At 74.3% G+C, this 21,026-nt stretch carries 18 protein-coding genes; 9 read left to right on the top strand and 9 right to left on the bottom strand.

The annotated features are described in order from the left end of the window. The first annotated feature begins 78 nt into the window (after positions 1 to 78). A complete protein-coding gene (gcvP, locus tag DMB38_RS01485) occupies positions 79 to 2,976 on the top strand; it encodes an aminomethyl-transferring glycine dehydrogenase (protein WP_125933603.1) in 2,898 nt (965 codons plus the stop codon). 124 nt (positions 2,977 to 3,100) lie between these two features. Here the strand turns inward: gcvP and DMB38_RS01480 are convergent, their stop codons facing one another. Continuing rightward, positions 3,101 to 3,307 (bottom strand): DUF5999 family protein, encoded by a 207-nt coding sequence (locus DMB38_RS01480; protein WP_047014426.1) that lies wholly within the window; start codon positions 3,305 to 3,307, stop codon positions 3,101 to 3,103. Between the two features lie 256 nt (positions 3,308 to 3,563). Further along, on the bottom strand, positions 3,564 to 4,148 hold the full coding sequence (locus DMB38_RS01475) for a hypothetical protein (protein ID WP_125933602.1): 585 nt from the start codon (positions 4,146 to 4,148) through the stop codon (positions 3,564 to 3,566). 456 nt (positions 4,149 to 4,604) lie between these two features. Here DMB38_RS01475 and DMB38_RS01470 point away from each other — a divergent pair, with 456 nt between their 5' ends. Beyond that, positions 4,605 to 6,098 (top strand): glutamate--cysteine ligase, encoded by a 1,494-nt coding sequence (locus DMB38_RS01470; protein WP_125933601.1) that lies wholly within the window; start codon positions 4,605 to 4,607, stop codon positions 6,096 to 6,098. A gap of 128 nt (positions 6,099 to 6,226) precedes the next feature. Here DMB38_RS01470 and DMB38_RS01465 read toward each other — a convergent pair whose 3' ends face one another. Beyond that, positions 6,227 to 7,993 (bottom strand): substrate-binding domain-containing protein, encoded by a 1,767-nt coding sequence (locus DMB38_RS01465; RefSeq protein ID WP_240661904.1) that lies wholly within the window; start codon positions 7,991 to 7,993, stop codon positions 6,227 to 6,229. A 121-nt stretch (positions 7,994 to 8,114) separates the two neighbouring features. Between DMB38_RS01465 and DMB38_RS01460 the strand changes: the two genes are divergently transcribed. From DMB38_RS01460 to DMB38_RS01450, 3 genes are all read left to right on the top strand, one after another. Further along, positions 8,115 to 8,858: a CPBP family intramembrane glutamic endopeptidase gene (locus tag DMB38_RS01460; RefSeq protein WP_164716176.1), complete on the top strand. Its 744-nt coding sequence runs from the start codon at positions 8,115 to 8,117 to the stop codon at positions 8,856 to 8,858. Positions 8,859 to 8,975: 117 nt separating this feature from the next. Beyond that, the gene (locus tag DMB38_RS01455) at positions 8,976 to 9,491 is read left to right on the top strand and encodes a lytic polysaccharide monooxygenase auxiliary activity family 9 protein (RefSeq protein ID WP_125933600.1); all 516 of its coding nucleotides are present in this window, start codon (positions 8,976 to 8,978) and stop codon (positions 9,489 to 9,491) included. A gap of 306 nt (positions 9,492 to 9,797) precedes the next feature. After that, positions 9,798 to 10,358, top strand: a complete 561-nt coding sequence (locus tag DMB38_RS01450; protein ID WP_078898595.1) for a PadR family transcriptional regulator — start codon at positions 9,798 to 9,800, stop codon at positions 10,356 to 10,358. Between the two features lie 61 nt (positions 10,359 to 10,419). Here DMB38_RS01450 and DMB38_RS01445 read toward each other — a convergent pair whose 3' ends face one another. Beyond that, on the bottom strand, positions 10,420 to 11,196 hold the full coding sequence (locus tag DMB38_RS01445; RefSeq protein WP_125933599.1) for a DUF4232 domain-containing protein: 777 nt from the start codon (positions 11,194 to 11,196) through the stop codon (positions 10,420 to 10,422). Between the two features lie 190 nt (positions 11,197 to 11,386). Between DMB38_RS01445 and DMB38_RS01440 the strand changes: the two genes are divergently transcribed. Then, entirely contained in the window at positions 11,387 to 12,436 is a 1,050-nt protein-coding gene (locus tag DMB38_RS01440) for an EamA family transporter (RefSeq protein ID WP_125933598.1), read from the top strand. Here DMB38_RS01440 and DMB38_RS01435 read toward each other — a convergent pair. Next, positions 12,418 to 13,089: a pyridoxamine 5'-phosphate oxidase family protein gene (locus DMB38_RS01435; RefSeq protein WP_125933597.1), complete on the bottom strand. Its 672-nt coding sequence runs from the start codon at positions 13,087 to 13,089 to the stop codon at positions 12,418 to 12,420. The genes DMB38_RS01440 and DMB38_RS01435 overlap by 19 nt on opposite strands. A gap of 105 nt (positions 13,090 to 13,194) precedes the next feature. Here DMB38_RS01435 and DMB38_RS01430 point away from each other — a divergent pair, with 105 nt between their 5' ends. Then, a complete protein-coding gene (locus tag DMB38_RS01430; protein WP_125933596.1) occupies positions 13,195 to 14,526 on the top strand; it encodes an aminotransferase class I/II-fold pyridoxal phosphate-dependent enzyme in 1,332 nt (443 codons plus the stop codon). Positions 14,527 to 14,589: 63 nt separating this feature from the next. Here the strand turns inward: DMB38_RS01430 and DMB38_RS01425 are convergent, their stop codons facing one another. Next, entirely contained in the window at positions 14,590 to 15,549 is a 960-nt protein-coding gene (locus tag DMB38_RS01425) for an EamA family transporter (RefSeq protein WP_125933595.1), read from the bottom strand. Between the two features lie 74 nt (positions 15,550 to 15,623). Here DMB38_RS01425 and DMB38_RS01420 point away from each other — a divergent pair, with 74 nt between their 5' ends. Further along, positions 15,624 to 16,523 (top strand): LysR family transcriptional regulator, encoded by a 900-nt coding sequence (locus DMB38_RS01420; protein WP_125933594.1) that lies wholly within the window; start codon positions 15,624 to 15,626, stop codon positions 16,521 to 16,523. Positions 16,524 to 16,646: 123 nt separating this feature from the next. Here DMB38_RS01420 and DMB38_RS01415 read toward each other — a convergent pair whose 3' ends face one another. From DMB38_RS01415 to DMB38_RS01405, 3 genes are all read right to left on the bottom strand, one after another. Then, positions 16,647 to 17,108 carry a Rieske (2Fe-2S) protein gene (locus DMB38_RS01415; RefSeq protein WP_125933593.1) on the bottom strand — a complete coding sequence of 154 codons (462 nt, stop codon included), beginning with the start codon at positions 17,106 to 17,108 and terminating at the stop codon, positions 16,647 to 16,649. Positions 17,109 to 17,187: 79 nt separating this feature from the next. Beyond that, positions 17,188 to 19,281 (bottom strand): prolyl oligopeptidase family serine peptidase, encoded by a 2,094-nt coding sequence (locus DMB38_RS01410; RefSeq protein WP_125933592.1) that lies wholly within the window; start codon positions 19,279 to 19,281, stop codon positions 17,188 to 17,190. Positions 19,282 to 19,420: 139 nt separating this feature from the next. Next, a complete protein-coding gene (locus DMB38_RS01405) occupies positions 19,421 to 20,431 on the bottom strand; it encodes a DUF5954 family protein (protein ID WP_125933591.1) in 1,011 nt (336 codons plus the stop codon). 166 nt (positions 20,432 to 20,597) lie between these two features. On the opposite strand from DMB38_RS01405, the gene DMB38_RS01400 reads away from it, so the two are divergent. Continuing rightward, positions 20,598 to 21,023: a nuclear transport factor 2 family protein gene (locus tag DMB38_RS01400; protein ID WP_240661902.1), complete on the top strand. Its 426-nt coding sequence runs from the start codon at positions 20,598 to 20,600 to the stop codon at positions 21,021 to 21,023. The last annotated feature ends 3 nt before the right edge of the window (positions 21,024 to 21,026 follow it).

Raw genomic sequence — 21,026 nt, 5'->3', positions numbered from 1 at the left:
CCGGATGACAGAGGGGGAGGCCGTACGGGTGCCCGGCCCAGGGGCATCCGCGAAGGTCCGCGCGACCAGGAGGCCCCTTTGTCCGAGACGAACGCCCACCGCATTCCGCTGTCCGCCCTGGAGCGCGACACGCCCTTCGAGCAGCGCCACATAGGACCGGACGCGGGCGACCGGGCCAAGATGCTCGCCCAGGTCGGCTACGGCTCGCTGGACGAGCTGACGGAGGCCGCCGTACCCGGCTCGATCAAGGGCACCGGCGCGTTCACGCTGCCCGCGGCCCGCTCCGAGGCCGAGGTGCTGGCCGAGCTGCGCGGCCTGGCGGCGCGCAACGAGGTGCTCACCTCCATGATCGGCCTCGGCTACCACGGCACCCACACGCCGCCGGTCATCCTGCGCAACGTCATGGAGAACCCCGCCTGGTACACGGCGTACACCCCGTACCAGCCGGAGATCTCCCAGGGCCGCCTGGAGGCGCTCCTCAACTTCCAGACCGTCGTCTCCGACCTCACCGGGCTGCCCACCGCCGGCGCCTCGCTGCTCGACGAGGGCACGGCCGCCGCCGAGGCGATGGCCCTGTCCCGGCGTGTCGGCAAGGTCAAGGACGGCGTCTTCCTGGTCGACGCCGACACCCTGCCGCAGACCGTCGCCGTGCTGCGCACCCGCGCGGAGCCGACCGGCGTCGAGGTCGTCGTCGCGGACCTCGCCGACGGCATCCCGGCCGAGGCCGCCGAGCGCGGCGTCTTCGGCGTGCTGCTGCAGTATCCGGGCGCCTCCGGTGCCGTACGGGACCTCGCGCCCGTCATCGAGCGGGCGCACGAGCTGGGCGCCGTCGTCACCGTCGCCGCCGACCTCCTGGCGCTCACCCTGCTGACCTCGCCCGGGTCGCTCGGCGCCGACATCGCGGTCGGCTCCAGCCAGCGGTTCGGGGTGCCGATGGGCTTCGGCGGGCCGCACGCCGGCTACATGTCCGTACGCGAGAAGTTCGCGCGCAGCCTGCCGGGGCGGCTCGTCGGCGTCTCTAAGGACGCGGACGGCGCGCAGGCGTACCGGCTGGCCCTCCAGACGCGCGAGCAGCACATCCGCCGCGAGAAGGCCACCAGCAACATCTGTACCGCGCAGGTGCTGCTCGCCGTGATGGCGTCGATGTACGCCGTCTACCACGGCCCCGAGGGCCTGGCGGCCATCGCCCGGCGCACCCACCGCTTCGCCGCGATCCTCGCCGCGGGCCTGCGCGCCGGCGACGCCGAGGTCGTGCACGACGCGTTCTTCGACACCGTCACCGTCCGCGTCCCCGGCCGGGCCGCCGAGGTGACTGCCCGCGCCCGCAACGCAGGCGTCAACCTCCGCCTCGCCGACGCCGACCACGTCGGTATCTCCTGCGACGAGACCACGGTCCGCGAGCACCTGGCCGTCGTCTGGGACGCCTTCGGCGTCCCAGGCCGGGATGTCGGCGAGCTGGACGCCGCCACCGCCGACGCGCTGCCCGCAGGTCTGCTGCGCACCGACGCGTACCTGACCCACCCGGTCTTCCACCGGCACCGCTCCGAGACCGCCCTGCTGCGCTACCTGCGCACGCTCGCCGACCGGGACTACGCGCTGGACCGCGGCATGATCCCGCTCGGCTCCTGCACGATGAAGCTCAACGCGACCGCGGAGATGGAGGCCGTCACCTGGCCCGAGTTCGCCGGGCTGCACCCCTTCGCGCCCGCCGACCAGGCCGCGGGTTATCTGACGCTGATCCGCGAGCTGGAGGAGGGCCTGGCCGCCGTCACCGGCTACGACAAGGTCTCCCTGCAGCCCAACGCGGGATCGCAGGGCGAGCTGGCGGGCCTGCTGGCCGTACGGGCGTACCACCGCGCCAACGGCGACGAGCGCCGCACCGTCTGCCTCATCCCGTCCTCCGCGCACGGCACCAACGCCGCCTCCGCGGTGATGGCCGGCATGAGGGTCGTGGTCGTGAAGACCGCGGAGAACGGCGAGGTCGACGCGGACGACCTCCGCGCGAAGATCGGGCAGTACGGCGACGAGCTGGCCGTGCTCATGGTCACCTACCCCTCGACGCACGGCGTGTTCGAGGAGCACATCACGGAGATCTGCGACGCCGTGCACGCCGCCGGCGGCCAGGTGTACGTGGACGGCGCCAACCTCAACGCGCTCGTCGGCCTCGCGGGCCCCGGGAAGTTCGGCGGCGACGTCTCGCACCTGAACCTGCACAAGACGTTCTGCATCCCGCACGGCGGCGGCGGTCCCGGCGTCGGCCCGGTCGCCGTCCGCGAGCACCTCGCCCCGTACCTGCCGAACCACCCGCTGCAGCCCGCCGCGGGCCCCGAGACGGGCGTGGGACCGGTCTCGGCGGCGCCGTGGGGCTCGGCCGGGATCCTGCCGATCTCGTGGGCGTACATGAAGCTCATGGGCGAAGATGGGCTGCGCCGCGCCAGCCAGGTCGCGGTGCTCGGCGCCAACTACGTGGCCAGGCGGCTGGAGCCGCACTTCCCGGTGCTGTACACGGGTCCCGGCGGGCTCGTCGCGCACGAGTGCATCGTCGACGTACGGCCGCTGACCAAGGCGACGGGCGTGTCCATCGACGACGTGGCCAAGCGGCTGATCGACTACGGCTTCCACGCCCCGACGATGTCGTTCCCGGTGGCCGGGACGCTGATGATCGAGCCGACCGAGAGCGAGAACCTGAGCGAACTCGACCGGTTCTGCGAGGCGATGATCGCGATCCGGCGGGAGATCGAGCGGGTCGGCACGGGGGAGTGGGACAAGGACGACAACCCGCTGGTCGGCGCGCCGCACACCGCGGCGCAGCTCGCGGGGGAGTGGAAGCACCCGTACGGGCGTGCGGAGGCCGTCTTCCCGGCCGGGGTGACGCCCGCGGACAAGTACTGGCCGCCGGTGCGCCGGATCGACGGCGCCTACGGCGACCGGAACCTGGTGTGCTCGTGCCCCCCGCTGGACGAATACGACGACTGACGTACGCCCGCGCGCGTACCGCACCCGGCCCGGCGCCCCCGCGCCGGGCCGGGTGCGTGCGGTGCGTGCGGGCGGCCGCGGAAGCCCGCCGGCGGGCGGCGGCCGGTGCCGCCGCCCGGGCAGGTCAGGCCGCGGCGGTCACGTCGTCGGCGTTCGGCGGTCGGTGCGGCGCGATGATCCGGCCGTCGGGCAGCAGCTCGCCGGTGTCCTCGAACAGCAGAACGCCGTTGCAGAGGAGGCTCCAGCCCTGCTCCGGGTGGTGCGCCACCGGGCGCGCCGCCTCCCGGTCGGTGGACTGGGCGGTGGGACAGGGTGGCTGGTGCTGGCACATGGCTGGGTACTCTCGCCGTTTCGTGGTCTCGGTCCTGCGGTCTGCAGATGTCATCGCCGCCCCCGTGTCGACTCGTTCCCCAACCAGTGTTCCCCCGCGCGCGTCAATTCGCAGGGATTTACCGGCAGGTGGTCTCCGGGGCAGAAGACGCATCACCCTCGCGGGCGGTTGCCCGGTGCCGGACCATCCTTTCGGGGGGTGCACCGGCGGGAGTGGACTAGTCCACAGCGGTGATCAGACCGTGACCTCGCCGTGATCAGGCGGAGGAGCCGAGCAGCCGCGCGCCCGCCAGCCGGTCGCGCAGCGCGGGCAGCAGATCGCCGGCGCGGTGCGCGCGGTGGGCCCGGATGCCGGGCGGCGCGGGCGCCAGCGGCACCAGCAGATCCGCCGGGTCGACCGTGCCCGACTCGGCCGGCGCGGTGGCGTCGGCGCGCAGCCAGAGCGTCACCATGTACAGCTCGGGTACGGACAGCAGCCGCGGCTGCAGCAGGGCGGGCAGGGACTCGGCCTGGCGCAGGGCGCGTTGGGTGGAGGCGACGTACGGGCCCTCGGAGAAGTGCGAGAACGCCCAGCCGTCCGGGGTGATCCGCGCCTCCGCGGCGGCGACGACGCGGCCCTCGGCGGCGAGGTGGAACCGCCAGCCTGTGAGCGCCGCGCGGGGTGTGCCGTCCGCGGCGCCGACCCCCGCCAGGACGTGGACGGGCAGCGCGTCCGTCGCGTCCGCCGGGCTCCCGGAGACCGGCGCGAGCGCACGGGTCCCGCGCACCGCCGTCGGGGACTTCAGCGCGGCGTTGACGCTGCGCAGAGCCGGGGAGGGGGGCGTAAGGACGCTGAGCGGCATAGGGGTCGCCTACCTTCGACAGACGTGGAGCAGAGCAGGGGGCAAGATGCGGACGGCGCTGTCTGCTAGCGGGGCCAGAGGGGACCGCATCCGTGCAAGGGGGCGCCAACTCTCTGCCTCGTTCGCGAATTTTATACGACTAGCGGTGGGAGTCCTTCCGCCTAGCCGTCCGGGTGAATTCCGCAAGAGGATTCTCGGTCGCATATCCGCTGGTCTTTCCGGAACATCAGCGAGAATCACCTGGCGGGCGCGGTCACGGCCGGCACCCGGGGTCGGCCGGATCTCGCCGGGGATCGCGGCGGATCGGCGGGCGGTGGTGCGCGCGCCCGGCGGTGTGCGGTCGGAACGACGCCGTCCGGCGCGGCGGTCAGCGTAGCCGACGACACGGCGGCTGCGGGCGTCAGGGTACCCGCGTCTGGGCATCATCCCGGGCAGCCGAGCCGAGGAGGAACCTCGATGGGCGAGAAGGTCGTGGCCGGCGGGTTCGACCTGTCCGACCGCCGCCGCTATCGGCAGCGGCTCCGCGAGTGTCTCGTGGGGCTGGAGCGATTGCTGGAGGAGAAGAGATTCGACCGCCCGCAGAACCTGATGGGGCTGGAGATCGAGTTGAATCTCGTCGGTGCGGACGGCATGCCGCAGATGATGAACACGGAAGTGCTGGAGCGCATCGCGAGCCCCGACTTCCAGACCGAGCTGGCCCAGTTCAACCTGGAAGTCAACATCGCGCCCCACCGGCTCGCCGGCCGGGTGCTCGACCAGCTCGCGGAGGAGCTGCGGACCGGGCTGTGGTACGCGGACCGGCAGGCGCGCGAGGTGGGCGCCGGGATCGTGATGATCGGCATCCTGCCGACGCTGACCGCCGCCGACCTGGTCTCCGGCAACCTCTCCGAGGTCGACCGCTTCCACCGGCTCAACGAGCAGATCCTCGCGGCCCGCGGCGAGGAGATCCACCTCGACATGCGCGGGGTCGAGGAGCTGACGTACACCACCGGCTCCATCGCCTCCGAGGCCGCGTGCACCTCCGTCCAGATGCATCTCCAGGTCACCCCCAGCCGGTTCGCGGACGTCTGGAACGCCTCGCAGGCGGCGGCGGCCGTGCAGGTCGCGCTCGGCGCCAACGCGCCGTTCGTCTTCGGCCGGGAGCTGCTGAGCGAGTCGCGGCCCGAACTCTTCCTCCAGGCCACCGACACCCGGCCGCCGGAGTACCGCGCGCAGGGCGTACGCCCGCGCGTCTGGTTCGGCGAGCGCTGGATCACCGAGCCGCTGGAGCTGTTCGAGGAGAACCTCCGCTACTTCCCCTCGCTGCTGCCGCTCTGCTCCGCGGAGGATCCGCTGCGCGTCCTGGACGAGGGCGGGGTGCCGGAGCTGTCGGAACTGGTGCTCCACAACGGCACCGTCTACCGCTGGAACCGGCCCGTGTACGACCTCGCCGGCGGCGTCCCGCACCTGCGGGTCGAGAACCGGGTGCTGCCCGCGGGCCCGACCGTCACCGACGTCGTCGCCAACGCGGCGTTCTACTACGGCCTCGTGCGCACCCTCGCCGACGAGCAGCGGCCCGTCTGGGGCCGGCTGCCCTTCGACGGCGCGGCGGCCAACTTCGCGGCCGCCTGCCGGGACGGGATCGACGCCACGCTCGTGTGGCCCGGCAGGCGGCGGCTCGGCGGGGTCGCGCGGGTGCCGGTGGCCAAGCTCGTACGGGACGAACTGCTGCCCATGGCCGCCTCCGGGCTCGACGCCTGGGGCGTCGACCCGGCCGACCGGGACCGCTACCTCGGGGTCATCGAGGAGCGCTGCCGGCGCCGGGTCAACGGGGCGTCGTGGCAGTCGGCGGCGTTCCACCGGGCGCTGGGGCGCGGGCTGGACCGGGGGGCGGCGCTCGCGGAGATGACGCGGCGCTACGTGGAGCTGACGCGTACGGAGGAGCCGGTGCACCGCTGGCCGGTGGACTGACGCGGGGCCGGGTCGCGGAGGCGGCGGGCCGGGCGCGCAGGGCCGGCGCTTCGGCGCGTACGGCCTGCGTGCCGGTCCGTGCGTGCTGCGCCCCGGTCCGTAACGGGTCGCGCCCCGGTCCGTACGGCTCAGGACAGCGCCGCCTTCGCGCCGGCGTCCGTCACCGCCCGCAGCAGCACCGCGTGGATCTCCTTCGGGTCCGTCACCCGGTACGACTCGCCCCCGACGGCCTCCGCGATCCGCCCGCACGCCTCGATGTCCGCGTCCGGGCCGATGCCGATCGCGATCAGGCCCACCGGCCGCTCCGGGTCCGCGGTCTCCCGCAGCCGCGCGGCGAGATCCGCCGCGGAGATGCTGCCCGGGTCCTCGTTGGCGCCGTCGGTGAGCAGCACGACCGCGTTGAAGCGGCCCGGCGCGTACTCCTTGACCTGCCGCTCGTACGCCGCAAGCGCCGTGTCGTACAGGCCCGTCGCGCCGTCCGGCACCGGCTGGAGTCCGCCGAAGGCGCTCGCGAGAAGCTCGCGGTGGCTGGCGCCGTCGTCGGTGCGCTGGGCCAGCCGCGTGGTGCCGGTGACCTCCTCGTAGTCCTGCTCCCCTTCGAGCCGGGTGGAGAACCGCCACAGGCCGATCTCGTCCTCGCCGGTGAACTGGGAGAGCGCCTGGATGAGTGCGTTCTTCGTGACGTCCATCCTGGTCTGCCCGGCCTCGCCCGGGACCAGTTCGCCCATCGAGCCGGAGACGTCGACGACCGTCGTCAGCCGGGCGCTCTGCACCGTGACCGTCCACATGCCGAGGACCGAGGCGACCTCGTCGGGGGCCGGCGCTTCGGCGGGCGGTGCGTCGAAGGGCTGCGGGGCGGCGCCGCCTGCGGACATCGCGAGGTCCGCGTCGAGGCGCCCGTCGGGGGCGCGGAAGCCCTGGCGGCGCAGCAGGTCGGTGGTCTTGCCATCGGTGAGGAGCCGCTGGAAGCGGCTGGCGGCGCGGACCCGGTCCATCGCCATGGCGTCGTTGTCGACGATGGTGTACGGGTAGTCGAGCGCGACCGTGCCGCCCTCCGGGTAGAACATGTCGAGCCGCCCGCCGGTGCTCGCGCGCGCGTTGTGGCGGAAGGCGGCCTGCTCGGAGAGGAAGAGCGCGTCGTTGTCCTTCGGGTCGTCCAGACCGGAGTCCGGGAGGGACGCCAGCACCGCCGCGTCGCCGGGCTCGACGCGCTCGGAGAGCAGCTTGGCGGTCGCGGCGGTACGGGTGTCCGCGTCCTTGCCGCCGGCCCGGTGCATCGCCGTCAGCGCGAGCGCGCCGGTGGCGCTCACGGCCGGGTCCGCGGTGCCGAGGCGCAGGCCGGCGCCGTCGCCCAGCGCGGCGTCCGTCAGCTCGGCCCAGCCGTATGTCTTCTCCGGCCAGCCCAGTTTGCGGGCGCCGTCCTGGAGGGTCGCCATCCCGACGGGTGAGCTGGCCAGCCGGGTCACCTCGTCGATGCTCGCGCCCCCGCCGCCTGCGGTGACCATGCCCGTCCAGATGCTGGAGTCGGGTATCCAGACCTGGAAGCCGGGCCGGGTGTCCTTGCCGCGCAGCGCCTGCGCGACCTCGGCGGCGGGCCGCGCGCTCACCTCGACGTCCAGGCAGCGCCCGTCCGACTTCACCCCCGCGGCGCGGGCGCGCTCTGCGGTCTTGCGGACGACGGGGGCGATGTCGGGCGAGGCGACGACGGCGAGTTCGAGGTCCGCACCCGCGCACGGGTCGTCCTGCGGCAGCAGCCCGGCCTGCACGGCGACCACCGCCCCGGCGCCGATCGCCAGGACGAGGGCGGTCGCGATGACCACCGTGCGGCCCCGTACGCTGCGCCGCAGCACGGCTTCGTCCGTTCCGTACGCATCGGGCAAGCTGTGTCGTCCCATGGTCGTCCCCCCGGACAGCCGCATATTGGTCATGTGTTTTTGCGTGACCCTAGCGACACGGTGGGTCCCATGGGGAGGGATTGACCAATTGGAGGAGCGAGTGCAGGACCAGTCCCGCCGGATGCTGAGCAGCGAAACGCTGCTGGTGCTGGCGCTGTCCCTGGGCGCGAGCGCGGTCTCGGCCCTGATCAGCTTCATCGGCTCGGTGACCAGGTCCGGCGGGCTGAAGGAACAGTCCGCCAACCTCAACTCCTCGGCCGCGCCCGGGCGTCCGTGGCTGGATCTCGCGTGGCAGCTCTTCGGGATCACGACCGCGCTGGTGCCGGTGGCGCTCGTGGCGTACCTGCTGGTGCGCGAGCGCGCGGGCGGGCTGGGCGCGGTGGGCTTCGACCGCCGGCGGCCGGGCTTCGACCTGGGCTGGGGCGCGGCCGTGGCGGCGGTGGTCGGCGGCACGGGGCTGGCGTTCTACCTGGGCGCGCGGGCGGCGGGGTTCAACCTGACCGTCGTACCGGAGTCGCTGCCGGACGTGTGGTGGAAGATCCCGGTCCTGATCCTCTCCGCGGTGCAGAACTCCGTGGTGGAGGAGGTCATCGTCGTCGGCTATCTGCTGCGCCGGCTGGACCAGTTGGGCTGGACCCCGAAGGCGTCGCTGGCGGCCAGCTCGCTGCTGCGCGGCACGTACCACCTGTACCAGGGGATCGGCGGCTTCATCGGCAACGCGGTGATGGGCGTGCTGTTCGTCCTGCTGTACCGGCGGTGGGGGCGGGTCGGGCCGCTGGTGGCGGCGCACGCCTTCATCGACATCGTGGCGTTCGTGGGGTACGCGCTGCTGGCGGGGAAGGTGGGGTGGCTGCCTACGGAATGAACGGCTCCGGCCCGGGGGGCCGGTGCCGGCGGCCAATTCTCCCTGCTCCACGGTCTTGACGGTGGTCTGACAATAGATAAAGTCTAGACCAATGCCCCCCATGCAGGGAGAGACAAGATGCGCAGTCTCAAAAAGCGTGCAGCGATCGTCGCCGCGACCGTGACCCCGTTGGTCGTGCTCGCCCTCCCGGCCCCGCAGGCGAGCGCACACGGCTGGATCACCTCGCCCCCGAGCCGGCAGCAGCAGTGCAAAGCGGGCACGGTCTCGTGCGGCCAGATCCAGTGGGAGCCGCAGAGCGTCGAGGGCCCCAAGGGTCTGACGAGCTGTCACGGCGGCAACAGCCGCTTCGCCGAGCTCAACGACGACAGCAAGGGCTGGGCGGTCACCAACGTCAACAGGACCCAGTCGTTCAACTGGCAGATCACCGCCAACCACCGCACGAGCACGTGGCAGTACTTCGTCGGCGGCCAGAAGGTCGCGGAGTTCAACGACGGCGGCGCGCAGCCGCCCTCGCAGTTCAGCCACACGGTCAACTTCGGCAACATCACCGGCCGGCAGAAGGTCCTGGCCGTGTGGAACGTGTACGACACGGCAAACGCCTTCTACGCCTGCATCGACGTCAACATCCGCTGACGCCGAGCGTCCCGTAACGGCAGAAGCAGACCCCCGGGGAGCGACCGGCCCCCGGGGGTTCGGTGTGCCCGGGCTGAGCTGACCGTGACAGGGGTCGACATCCCTGGACTCAGGGTGAAGTCGAGACCTTTCCCGGCTTCGAGCCCTTCGGGCCCTCGTCATGCGGGCCCTCGATTGGGGGGCTGGGTGCAGCTCGACGCCGGTGCCATCCGCGATGAGCCGGGCCGGCGGCGGGTTGCTTTGCGAGTGGTTGCGATATATCGTTGACGTGTCGCAATCGATCGTAGAAGGAATCTGGAAGAGGTGATGACCATGGGAGGCCATGGACACGGATACGGTCCGCGTGGCGGGCGGCGTTCGGCATTCGGGGGGTTCGGGCCGCCGTTCGGGCCGCCCTTCGGGCGGGGGCGTGGGGGGCCGCGGGGGCGGGCTCGGCGGGGGGATGTGCGGGCGTCGATCCTGGCGTTGCTCAAGGACCGGGACATGCACGGGTACGAGATGATCCAGGAGATCTCCGAGCGCAGTGGCGGGGCCTGGAAACCCAGTCCGGGGTCGGTCTATCCGACGCTGCAACTGCTGGAGGACGAAGGGCTGATCGTCAGCGCCACCGAGGGCGGGAAGAAGCTGTTCTCGCTCACCGACGCCGGCCGCGAGGAGGCCGAGTCCGGGCCCGAGGCGCCCTGGGAGGACGCCGGGCGCGGGGTCGACTGGGAGGCGCTGCAGGAGGTCCGGCAGTCGGGCTTCGCGCTTGCCGAGGCGTTTCGGCAGGTGTACACCACCGGCACGCCCGAGCAGCGCCAGGAGGCGCTGGCCGTCGTCAACGACGCCCGGAAGAAGCTCTACCTGATCCTCGCCGAGGAGAGCTGAGCCCCGGCGCCCGGCCGGCCGGACCGGGCGGGCGCCGCGGCTCGGCCGCGCGCAGGAGCCGTCAGCGCGCCGGGCCCGCTCCCTTCGCCAGCGGCAGGGACTCGATGCGGCCCGCGTCGCAGACCTCGCCCAGCGGCCACGCGGTGTCCGTGTGGTGGTACGTGTCCGGCGGGATGACCTGCAGTTCCGCCGGCCTCGGGCGGCAGGCGCCGGTCACGTTGTCCGAGCCGCTGGCCACCACCGTCCAGTGCAGCCGGCTCCACGCCGAGGCGCCGGGCGCGAGTGTCTGCATCGACGGGGTGCGGCTGCGGTCCCGTACCACCGTGGTCGGGACCTTCGTGCCGTCGGCCCGGACGAGTTGCAGGCCAGTCCAGCCGCGGGTGCGGCAGGTGGTGTCCGTGTCGTTGGTGAGGACGAGCGCCGCGTAGCGGTTGCCCGCCGCCGAGTTGAGCGGCCGTACGGAGGCCGCCAGGTCGCCCGTACGGCACCACGGGGCCGCCGCCGGATCGCCGGCCGCCGCCTTCGGTTCCGCCTTCGGCTCCGTCTTCAGCGGCTCCACGGCCGCGTCCTCGTCCGTCTTGCCGTCCGCCTCCGTGCCGGCTGCCTGCTCCGGTTCTGCGGCGTCCTTCGCGGGCGCGTCCTGCTCCGCCCCGTCCCCGTTCCGCGCGCTGTCGTTCCCGTCGGCGCTCTGCGCCGGCAGGGGCTTGGAGTTGCCCGCGTTGTCCGCGTCGCCGGCGGCTCCGCCGGAACTCGCGCCGCAGCCTGCGGCCAGCAGCCCCGCCGCCGCGAGGGCGGCGAGGGCGATGCGGGTGCGGGCGCGGCCGGGCTGTCGTCTCATGTCTTCCCCCTGGCTGCTCGGAGTGACCAGATCGTGGGGTGTCGGTCGTTGGACCCGCGCGGGGAGCGATCGGTTCCACCGAGTGGATGCCCGCGGGCGGAGGGTGGGATGCGCGCTCTGCGCCCGCGCGCCTCATGTCAGTAGCAACAAAGAATGACACTCATGTACGGCCGCTGACATAATCGCCCGCATGCAGCAGTCATTCGACAGGCGCGCCGGGCTCGGGCTCGCGCTGGCCTCCGCGCTCGCGTTCGGCGGTTCCGGGGTGGCGGCGAAGCCGCTCATCGAGCAGGGCATGGACTCGCTGCACGTGGTGTGGCTGCGTATCGCGGGGGCCGCGCTGGTGCTGCTCCCGCTCGCCTGGCGGCACCGCGCGCTGGTACGGGAACGCCCCGCGCTGCTCGCCGGGTTCGGCGTGCTCGCGGTCGCCGGCGTGCAGGCGTTCTACTTCGCGGCGATCGCCCGGATCCCGGTCGGGGTGGGGCTGCTCATCGAGTTCTTCGGTCCCGCGCTGGTGCTGGGCTGGGTGCGGTTCGTCCAGCGGCGGCCGGTCACCCGGCAGGCCGCGGTCGGCGTGCTGTTCGCGGTCACCGGGCTGGCGTGCGTCGTCGAGGTCTGGGCCGGCCTCGGCTTCGACGCGCTCGGGCTGCTCCTCGCCTTCGGCGCGGCCTGCTGCCAGTGCGCGTACTTCGTCCTCGCCGGACATGGCACCGACTCCGCCGACGGCAGGGCGCCGAACCCGCTGGGCGTCATCGCGTTCGGGCTGATCGTCGGCGCCGTCGTGCTCACCCTCGTCTCCCGGCCCTGGAACCTGGAGTGGTCGCTGCTCGGCGAGCGCGCGGAACTCGGCGACTTGCGGCCGCCTGCGTGGACGCTGATCGTCTGGATCGTCCTGGTCACGACCGTGCTGGCGTATCTCTTCGGCGTCCTCGCGGTGCGCCGGCTCTCGCCGCCGGTGGCGGGGGTCGTCGCGTGTCTGGAGGCGGTCGTCGCGTCGGTGCTGGCGTGGGTGCTGCTGTCGGAGCACCTGGGCGCGGCGCAGATCGTGGGCGGCGCGCTGGTGCTGATCGGCGCGTTCACCGCGCAACTGGCGGCGCCCGCGCCGGGTTCCGGCGAGCGCGGCGAGCCGGTCGCCGGGAACGTACCGCGGCCGCGCGAGGGCGGCGAGGAGCCGTCCGGCGACGCGCCCGCGGCATCCGCCGCCGACGCGTCGCCTCCCGGTCAGCCCGCGGGCAGGTAGCCGGGCGGCTCGACGCCCGGGGCGAGGCCGGCGGCCGGTACGGGCGCGCCGTACACGGGCGCGACCGGCACCACTCCCGTCCAGTACGGCAGTTCCAGGTCCTCCGGCTCGTCCTCGGGGCCGCCGGTGCGCGTCTTCACCGAGACCTCCTCGATGGCGAGCCGGAGCACCGCCGTCTTGGCCAGCTCCTTGGCGTTCGCGCGCCGGGAGTCGTCGGCCCGGCCGGGGACGATGTGGTCGACGATCGCGTCGAGGGCCATGGTCCGCTCGTCGTGGTCGGTCACGGCGTACGCGTCGCCGTGCAGCATCGCGGAGCGGTAGTTGATCGAGTGGTGGAACGCGGAGCGGGCCAGCACCAGCCCGTCCACGTGCGTGACCGTCAGGCACACCGGCAGCCCGGCGTCCTCTGCCCGCCCGGCGGTGCGCAGCGGGCGGGAGCCGGTGGAGCCGTGCACGTACACCTGCTCGCCGACGCGCGCATAGAGCGTGGGCAGGACGACGGGGCGGCCCTCGCGGAGGAAGCCGAGGTGGCAGACGTAGCCGGCGTCGAGCACGGAATGCACCACTGCGCGGTCGTACGACGCGCGCTCGCGGGAGCGCGTCGGCACGGTGCGCTCGGTGGGGCGGTAGGCGGCGGGGGGCGTGGTGGACACGGGCGGCTCCCTCTGTGCTCGGCGGTGCTCGGTGGTACGTGCCGCCGGCTGCGCGGCGGCGGTGTCGAATTGCGATCCTCATTGCACTAGTGCAATATATTCTTTGTGCTAGGAGAGTATCGGATCGAAGGCCGGGGCGCAGCAGAGATCTCCGCCAGCATCGAGCGCGGCATCGGCGCCGGTGCGCTGCGGCCCGGCGCCCCGCTGCCGCCGCTGCGCGCGCTGGCGGCGGAGCTGGCGGTCAACCCGAACACGGTGGCCGCCGCGTACCGCATGCTGCGCGAGCGCGGCGTCGTCGAGACCGCGGGCCGGCGCGGCACCCGCGTGCGCGCCCGCCCCGCCACCTCGCCCCGCGAGCAGATCAGCGTCGCGGTGCCGCCCGGCGCCCGCGACCTGTCCACCGGCAACCCCGATCCCGCCCTGCTGCCCCCGCTCGCCGGCGCCCTCGCCGCCGCGGCCGCCCGGCACGCCACGGCCCCCGTGCTCTACGGCGACGAGGGCGTCGCCCCCGAGCTGGCCCGCCTCGCCCGCGCCGACTTCGACGCCGACGGCGTGCCGCCGGGGCCCGTCGCCGTCACCTCCGGCTCGCTGGACGCGATCGAGCGCGCGCTCGCCGCCCATCTGCGCCCCGGCGACGCCGTCGCGGTCGAGGACCCCGCCTGGGGCAGCCTGCTCGACCTCGTGCCCGCCCTCGGCCTGCGGCCGGTGCCCGTCGAACTGGACGATGAAGGGCCCCTGCCGGAGCGTGCCGCGGCGGCGCTGGCCTCCGGCGCGCGCGCCCTCGTCGTGACCTCCCGCGCGCAGAATCCGACCGGGGCCGCGCTCACCCCGGCGCGCGCCGACGAACTGCGCGCCGTCCTCGCCCGGCACCCGGACGTGCTGCTCGTCGAGGACGACCACGGGCACGCGATCGTCGACCTGCCGTTCCAGCCGCTGGCCGGCGCCGCGCGGCACTGGCTCGCGGTGCGCTCCGCCGCCAAGGCGTACGGCCCCGACCTGCGCCTCGCGGTGCTCACCGGTGACCGGGTGACCGTGGACCGCGTCGAGGGCCGCCAGCGCCTCGGCCCGGGCTGGGTCAGCCGGCTGCTCCAGGACACGGTCGTCCACCTGCGCAGCAGCGGGATCCTGGACCCGGCGGCGGTCGCCCGCTCGTACGGCGAGCGGCGCGAGGCGCTGCTGACGGCGCTCCGGCGGCGCGGGGTCGAGGCCACCGGGCGCAGCGGCATGAACGTGTGGCTGGCCGTCCCCGACGAGACCTCCGCGGTCACCCAGCTCCTGCGCTCCGGCTGGGCGGCGGCCCCCGGGGCCCGCTTCCGCCTCGCCTCGCCGCCCGGGATCCGGCTGACCGTCTCGCCGCTGGCGGGCGAGGACGTGGAGCCGCTGGCGGATGCGGTGGCGGAGGCGGTACGGCCCGCGCCCGGACGGCGGTGGGTCTGAGGGGGTACGGACCGCCCGTCCCTACGGGCGTACGCAACGCCCGTACGGAGAACGCCCAGGCCCCTACCTCCGCTCCTCCCGCGGGCGGCTGCGCGAGAGCGCCGCGCCCGCCAGCACCACCGCCGCTCCCACCGGCGTGTTCCACGTCAGCTCCTCGCCGAGCAGCGCCACCCCCGCGGCGGTGGCGATGACGGGGATGACGTACGTGACCGTGTGCGCCGTCGTCGGCCCCACGTCCGCCACCAGCCCGTGCTGTACGAGCACCGCCAGCCCGGTGCCCAGCACCCCCAGCGTCACGACCGCCAGCAGCGGTCCGGCCGGGAGCGCGGTCGGCACCGAGGTGAAGAGCGCGGTGGCCACGGCCAACTGGGCGGTGCCGAGGAGCAGTTGCGTGCCCGCGACCGACAGGTGGGAGTGCCCGAGGCCGGCGAGCGTGCGGCGGACGTAGATCCAGCCCACGGCGTAGCAGGCGGCGGCGAGCAGCGCGAGCACGGTGCCCAGCGGGTCCTGGCCGGTGAAGCCCCGCCACGCGCCGAGGACGGTCAGCACCCCGGCGAACCCGAGCCCGAGCCCCGCGACCCGGCGGCGCGTCGGCCGGTCCTCCCGCAGTGCGACGAGGGCGAGCAGCATCGCCCACAGCGGCGAGGTGGCGTTGCAGATCCCGGCGAGCGAGGAACTGATGTGCAGTTCGGCGTAGGCGAAGAGGGAGAAGGGCAGCGCGTTGATGAAGAACGCGGCCACCGCGATGTGCCCCCACGTACGGGCGCCGCGCGGCAGCCGCTCCCGGCGTATCGCGAGCGCGGCGACGAGGACGGCGGAGCCGAAGGCCATCCGGCCGAGCGTCACTTGGAGCGGGGCGAAGCCGTCGGTGCCGACCTTGATGAGCAGGAAGCTGAAGCCCCAGACGACCGACAGGGCGGCGAAGCGGACGCGCCAGTCGAGGAACGCGCGCCGCGGCGGCCGGGCCGTGCCGGTGGCCGGGCCGGTTGCCGTGTCGGTGGCTGCTGCCTGTGCCGTGGTCATGGAGCTACGGTGCGCCACGCGTTCCTCGTAGCACAAGCGAGACTTTATGGCCCCTATCTCGTAGCATCACTTACATGTTGAACCTGGAACGCCTGCGCACCCTGGCCGCCGTCGCCCGGCACGGCTCCGTGAGCGCGGCGGCCGGAGGGCTGCACATCACCACCTCCGCCGTCTCCCAGCAACTCGCCAAGCTGGAGCGGGAGACCGGACAGCAGTTGCTCGCCAAGAACGGCCGCGGCATCCGCCTCACCGACGCCGGCCGGCTGCTCGCCGAGCACGCCACCCGGATCCTGTCGCAGGTCGAGGCGGCGCAGTCCGAGCTGGAGGCGCACCGCGGGCGGCCCGTCGGGGAGCTGGGGCTCGCGGCCTTTCCGACCGCCGCCCGCGGGCTGTTCCCCGCCGCGCTGGCGGCGCTGCGCCGCGACCATCCCGAGCTGCGCGTACGGCTGCGGGAGCAGGAGCCGGACGAGACCGTGCCCGGCGTCATGCGTGGCGACCACGACCTCGGCGTCGTGCTGGACTGGTACAACAAGCCCCTCCCGCTGCCGCCGGGGCTCTCCCGGGCGCCGCTGCTCGACGACCTCGCGGACGTCGCCGTCCCGGAGGGGCACCCGCTCGCGGACCGCGCGGACGTGGTCCTGGAGGACTTCGCGGCCGACGACTGGATCTCCTGGCCGGAGAGCGAGTTCTGCCACGACTGGCTGGTGTTCACCCTGCGCGCCAAGGGCATCGAACCGCACATCGTGCACACCGCGGAGGAGCACCACACGCAGCTCGCGCTCATCGCCGCCGGGCTCGGCGTGGCCGTCGCGCCGCGGCTGGGCCGCGGGGCGGTGCCCGCGGGCGTACGCATCCTGCCCGTACGCGGCGCGATGCGGCGGCACATCTACGCGATCTGGCGCTCCGACGCCGACCGCCGGCCGTCCATCAGGGAGGCCGTACGCGCGCTGCAGGCGGCGGGCCGCGCCCTCTGAGCGCGGCCCGCGGGACGCCGGGAGGAGGGCGGCGCGAGCCGGGCCCCGGGACCGGTGGCCGCCCCACCCGCGGCCGTCCGTCCCCGTACGCCCCCCTGCGTTCTGCCCTCCGCCCGTGCGCCGTCAGCCCTGGCGCAGGACGTCCCCGTCCACCCGCACGTCCTCCGCCGGCAGCGGCTGCGTGGCCGGGCCCTGCGCGACGCTGCCGTCCGCGATGGCGAACTTGCTGCCGTGGCAGGCGCAGTTGATCGTGCCGTCCTCGACGCTGCTGACCAGGCAGCCCTGGTGCGTGCAGACCGCGGAGAACGCCTTGAACTCGCCCGGCTCCGGCTGCGTCACGACCACCTTCCGGTCCTTGAAGATCTTGCCGCCGCCCTCGGGTACCTCGTCCGTGGTGCCGAGCTGCGCGCCGTCGTCCTTGCCGCCTTCCTGCGGCCGCACCTCCGTGCTGCCGGAGTCGCCGGAACCGCCGTCGCCCGAGTCGTCGCCGCAGGCGGCGAGCGCGGCGGTGAGGCCGCCGGCGCCGACGGCGGCCACGACGGTGCGGCGGGCGGTGAGCCGGGCCGGGCTGGGGGATTGCGTCATGGTGGGGCCCTTTCCTGGTGCGCCGGTCGTCCGCCCTGGGCCGGCGGGCCCGGCGTTCTGTTCGTGTGCCTCAGGCCCCTCATACGTACGCCGGGGGGCCGGCGTTCAGCTCCCGCCGCAGAAACTCCAGCTCAAGCCAGAGGAGATTCTCGGCGATCGCGTCGTCGGAGATCATGTGCGACGCGCCGGGCACCGGAAGGACGCTGTGCGGCTTGCCCGCGGCCAGCAGCTCGCCGGACAGCCGCAGGGTGTGGGCCGCGACGACGTTGTCGTCCGCGAGGCCGTGGACGAACAGCAGGGGCCTGCGCAGCCCGTCGCCGAGCCCCACCAGCGACGAACGGTCGTAGTTCTCGGGGTATTTCTCGGGGTGGCCGAGGAAGCGCTCCTGGTAGTGCGTGTCGTAGAGCCGGGCGTCGGTGACGGGCGCGCCCGCGATGGCGGCGTGGAAGACGTCGGGCCGGGTGAGGACCGCCGCCGCGGCGAGGAAGCCGCCGAACGACCAGCCGCGGATGCCGACCCGGTCCAGATCGAGGTCCGGATTCCCGGCCGCGGCCGCCTGGAGCCCCCGCACCTGGTCCGCGACGGCCTTGTCCCTCTTGTCCCCGGTGTTCAGCCGCTCCCACGACGGCGCCCCGGGCGTGGCCCGCCCGTCGGTGACCAGCACCGCGAAGCCCTGCTCCGCGAACCACTGCGAGACCAGCGTCCACCATCCGCGCGCCGGCACCGCCAGCCGCAGCCCCGGCCCGCCGTACGGGTTGCACAGCACCGGCAGCGGGCCGTCGCCCGGGCTGTGCCACGACGGCAGGAACAGGTCGCTGCGCAGCCCCTCCGGCCCGTCGAGGCGCTGCGGGCGCGGCCGGATCCCCGGCTCCTCGGCCCGGGAGGCCAGCGCCGCGGCCGGGCGGCCCGCGGCCAGCACCCGCGTCACGGGACCCGCGGGCGTCACGCTCTCCAGCACGGTCGTCCCGCCGCCGGCGGCCGCCGTGTGGTGACCCTGCTCCTCGGTGAGCGGCGCGCAGCCCGCCCCCGGTTCGTACGACCACACGTGCCGCTCCGCCGGGTCCTCCGCGGCCGTGAAGAGCACCCGCTCGCCCGCGACCCCCAGCACTGCGCGCACCTGGAGCCCGGCGGGCGAGACGGGCTCGCCGTCGCGCAGCAGGCGGTACGTGTCCGTGGCGGTGTCGTTCCCGACCTGGAGCAGCGCGCCGGACGCGGTCCTGGCCGGGGTCCCCGGGACCAGCCGGGTCCAGTGCGCGTCGCGCGTCTCGGCGAGCACGTGGGTGGCGCCCGTGTCCGGGTCGGCGGCGAGCGTGAGCAGGGTGCGCTGGTCGCGGCTCTGCACGCCGAGGAGCGGGCCGTGGGCGTCCCATCGGACGGTGGCCAGATACTCGTACGCCGCCCGGTCCCACCGCACCTCCGTACGGCGTCCGTCGAGCGTGACCACGTGCAGTGAGACGTCCGCGTTGGCCGTGCCGGCGACGGGGTAGCGCACGGTCCGCGGCTCGGCCGCCGGGTCCGCGGGGTCGGAGAGGTGCCAGCGCCGCACCCCGGACTCGTCCACGCGCGCGACGAGCAGCGCGCCGCCGTCCGGTGCCCACCAGTGGCCGCGGTGGCGGTGCATCGACTCGGCGGCGACGTGCTCGGGCAGCCCGTACGTCACGTCGGGCCCCTCCGGCGCCGCCAGCAGCCGGCCCGCGCCGTCCGCGACCGCGGCGACGTGGAGCGCGCCGCCGGTGACGTACGCGACGTGCGTGCCGTCGGGGGAGAGGCGCGGGTCGACGGCGGACCCGGCGGCCGGCACCCGGAACGGCGCCGAGCCGTCGGTCCGTACCGCCCACAGCTCGCCGCCCAGCGCGAAGACCGCGAGCCGCACGGCGGCGTCCGTGGTGTACGAGGTCACCCCCGTGGTCCGCGTCCGCGCCCGCTCCCGCCTGACCCGCTCCGCCACGGGTTCCGCCCCGCCCGGCACGAGCCCGCCCGGATCCGCCAACTCCCGCTCCGCACCCCCCTCGTACAGCCACAGCCGCGCCACGGGATCCGTGCCGCTCCCGGTGCGCAGGAACAGCACGCGCTCGCCGTCCGGCGAGACGGTCACGCCGTGCGGCAGGCCGAGCGTGAACTTGCGGGTACGGGCGAGGTGGCGGGGGAACTCGGGCGTGGGGTTTGCGTTCATGCCGAGACCATGCCCATAGATCGGCCGCGGCCACCAGGGGTTTGCCCTTTGCGGCCGCACCTCCCGGTGGGTTCGACGGCATTCGCGTGGCGCCCGGCGGCGCCGGCCGCGCGGCGTGCACGCGGGCGGCCGGCCGCCTTCAGTCGGGGGTGACGGTGCCGTCCGCGTCCATGGTCGGATGGATCTTGCTCGGCCCGTAGTCGTCCACGTCCGAGGGGCGCGGCGTCTCGGGACCGTCGGCTCCGACGCGCATCGTCCGCTCCACCCGCGCGATCACGAACCGCCGCCCGCACACGTCGACTTCGTTGCCCCGGCGGCGCCGGCGGTAGGCGTTCGCGGCCCGCCGGCAGGCCGCCGCATCCGCCGCGGGCGGGCCCATCGGCGGCGGGAAGCCGTGCTCGTTGGTGAGGAAGTCGGCCAGCAGGCGCCGCGCCTGCTGGGGCGTGGCGTGCTGGTTGCCGATCATCTCCCACGACGTCTCGTGCTGTTCCAGCACCCGGAACGCCGGGGGGAGCATCACCACGTCCGGGTGGGAGACGACGGCCGCCGCGGAGTCGTCGAGCACCTGGCGGGGAAAGCGGGGGGACGAGTACACGTAGTCCTTCAGCGCCATCCGCAGAAGTGCTTCCGCCGGGCCGGTCGCGGCGTCGGGGTCGATGACGAAGCCCTCGGTGCGCGAGGGGGTGCCGTCGTCCTCCCAGCCGTCCGAGTCCGGGTCCGTCGGGCGCGGCGGCTCGGGGCGCCGGCCGTCGGTGCGGGTGAACTCGTCGGCGCGCACGATGCGGTGGCGGACGTCGCCGACCCTGACCTCGTCGACCGGTTCCCGCTCCAGCACCGCCACCGCGTCCAGCAGCCGGCGGCGCTGCTCGCGGTCGCCGGCCTTGTCCCGGGCGGTGAACCACAACCGCGAGTTGAGCGCGTCGCGGGCGTCCTGCGGCATACCGGAGTCCATGTCGGAGCAGAGCCGCCAGCGCGGCGCGTCCCCGGGGCGCTGCTCGGCGACGCCGAAGAGCGGGCCGCGTACCACCATGTACGGATAGCGCATCGCGTACTGCGCGGCGTCCGTTTCGGTGACGCGGCCGACCGGGTCGTCCGGGTCGGGGAGGCGGATGGTCACCCGCCGGGGCTCGCGGTCGGTGCTGTCGGGCATGTACCTCAGTGTGCCCTGCCCATCACCACAGAGTGACGGCTTTCGTCCGGGCGGCCCCCAAGGAGTGCGGCCGGCTGTAGGCTTCGCGCGGCATCCGCGACGACGCACCCTCCCGCGCAGCGAGTCCGGCGGCCCGCGGCGCCGCGGCGCGGACATGATCGTCTGCATGGACCGACTGGATGTCATCGACACCTGCACCCGGATGGCCTGGTACGCCGACCAGCGTGACTGGGACCGCCTTGCCGGCGTCTTCGCCGACAACGTCACCCTCGACTACACCAGCCTCGACGGCGGCGAGCCCGCCGTCATGACCCCCGGCCAGATCGCCGACGGCTGGCGGGAGCTGCTCGGCGCGTACGAGACCACCCAGCACCTGCTCGGCAACCACCTCGTCACCGTCACCGGGGCCTCGGCCGTGTGCACCGCGTCCTTCCAGGCCACGCACCGCAGGGCGGAGGCGTACGGCGGCTCGCTGTGGACGCTGGGCGGCACCTACCGCTTCGACCTCGTACGCACCGCCGGCGGCTGGCGGATCAGCGGGATCGTCATGACCGCCCTGTGGGGGGACGGGAACCGCGGGCTGCTGTCGTGAGGG

This window comes from Streptomyces sp. WAC 06738 (genome assembly GCF_003945505.1).
In the GTDB taxonomy this organism is placed as follows: domain Bacteria; phylum Actinomycetota; class Actinomycetes; order Streptomycetales; family Streptomycetaceae; genus Streptomyces.
This window is presented reverse-complemented; position numbering and strand designations above follow the sequence as displayed.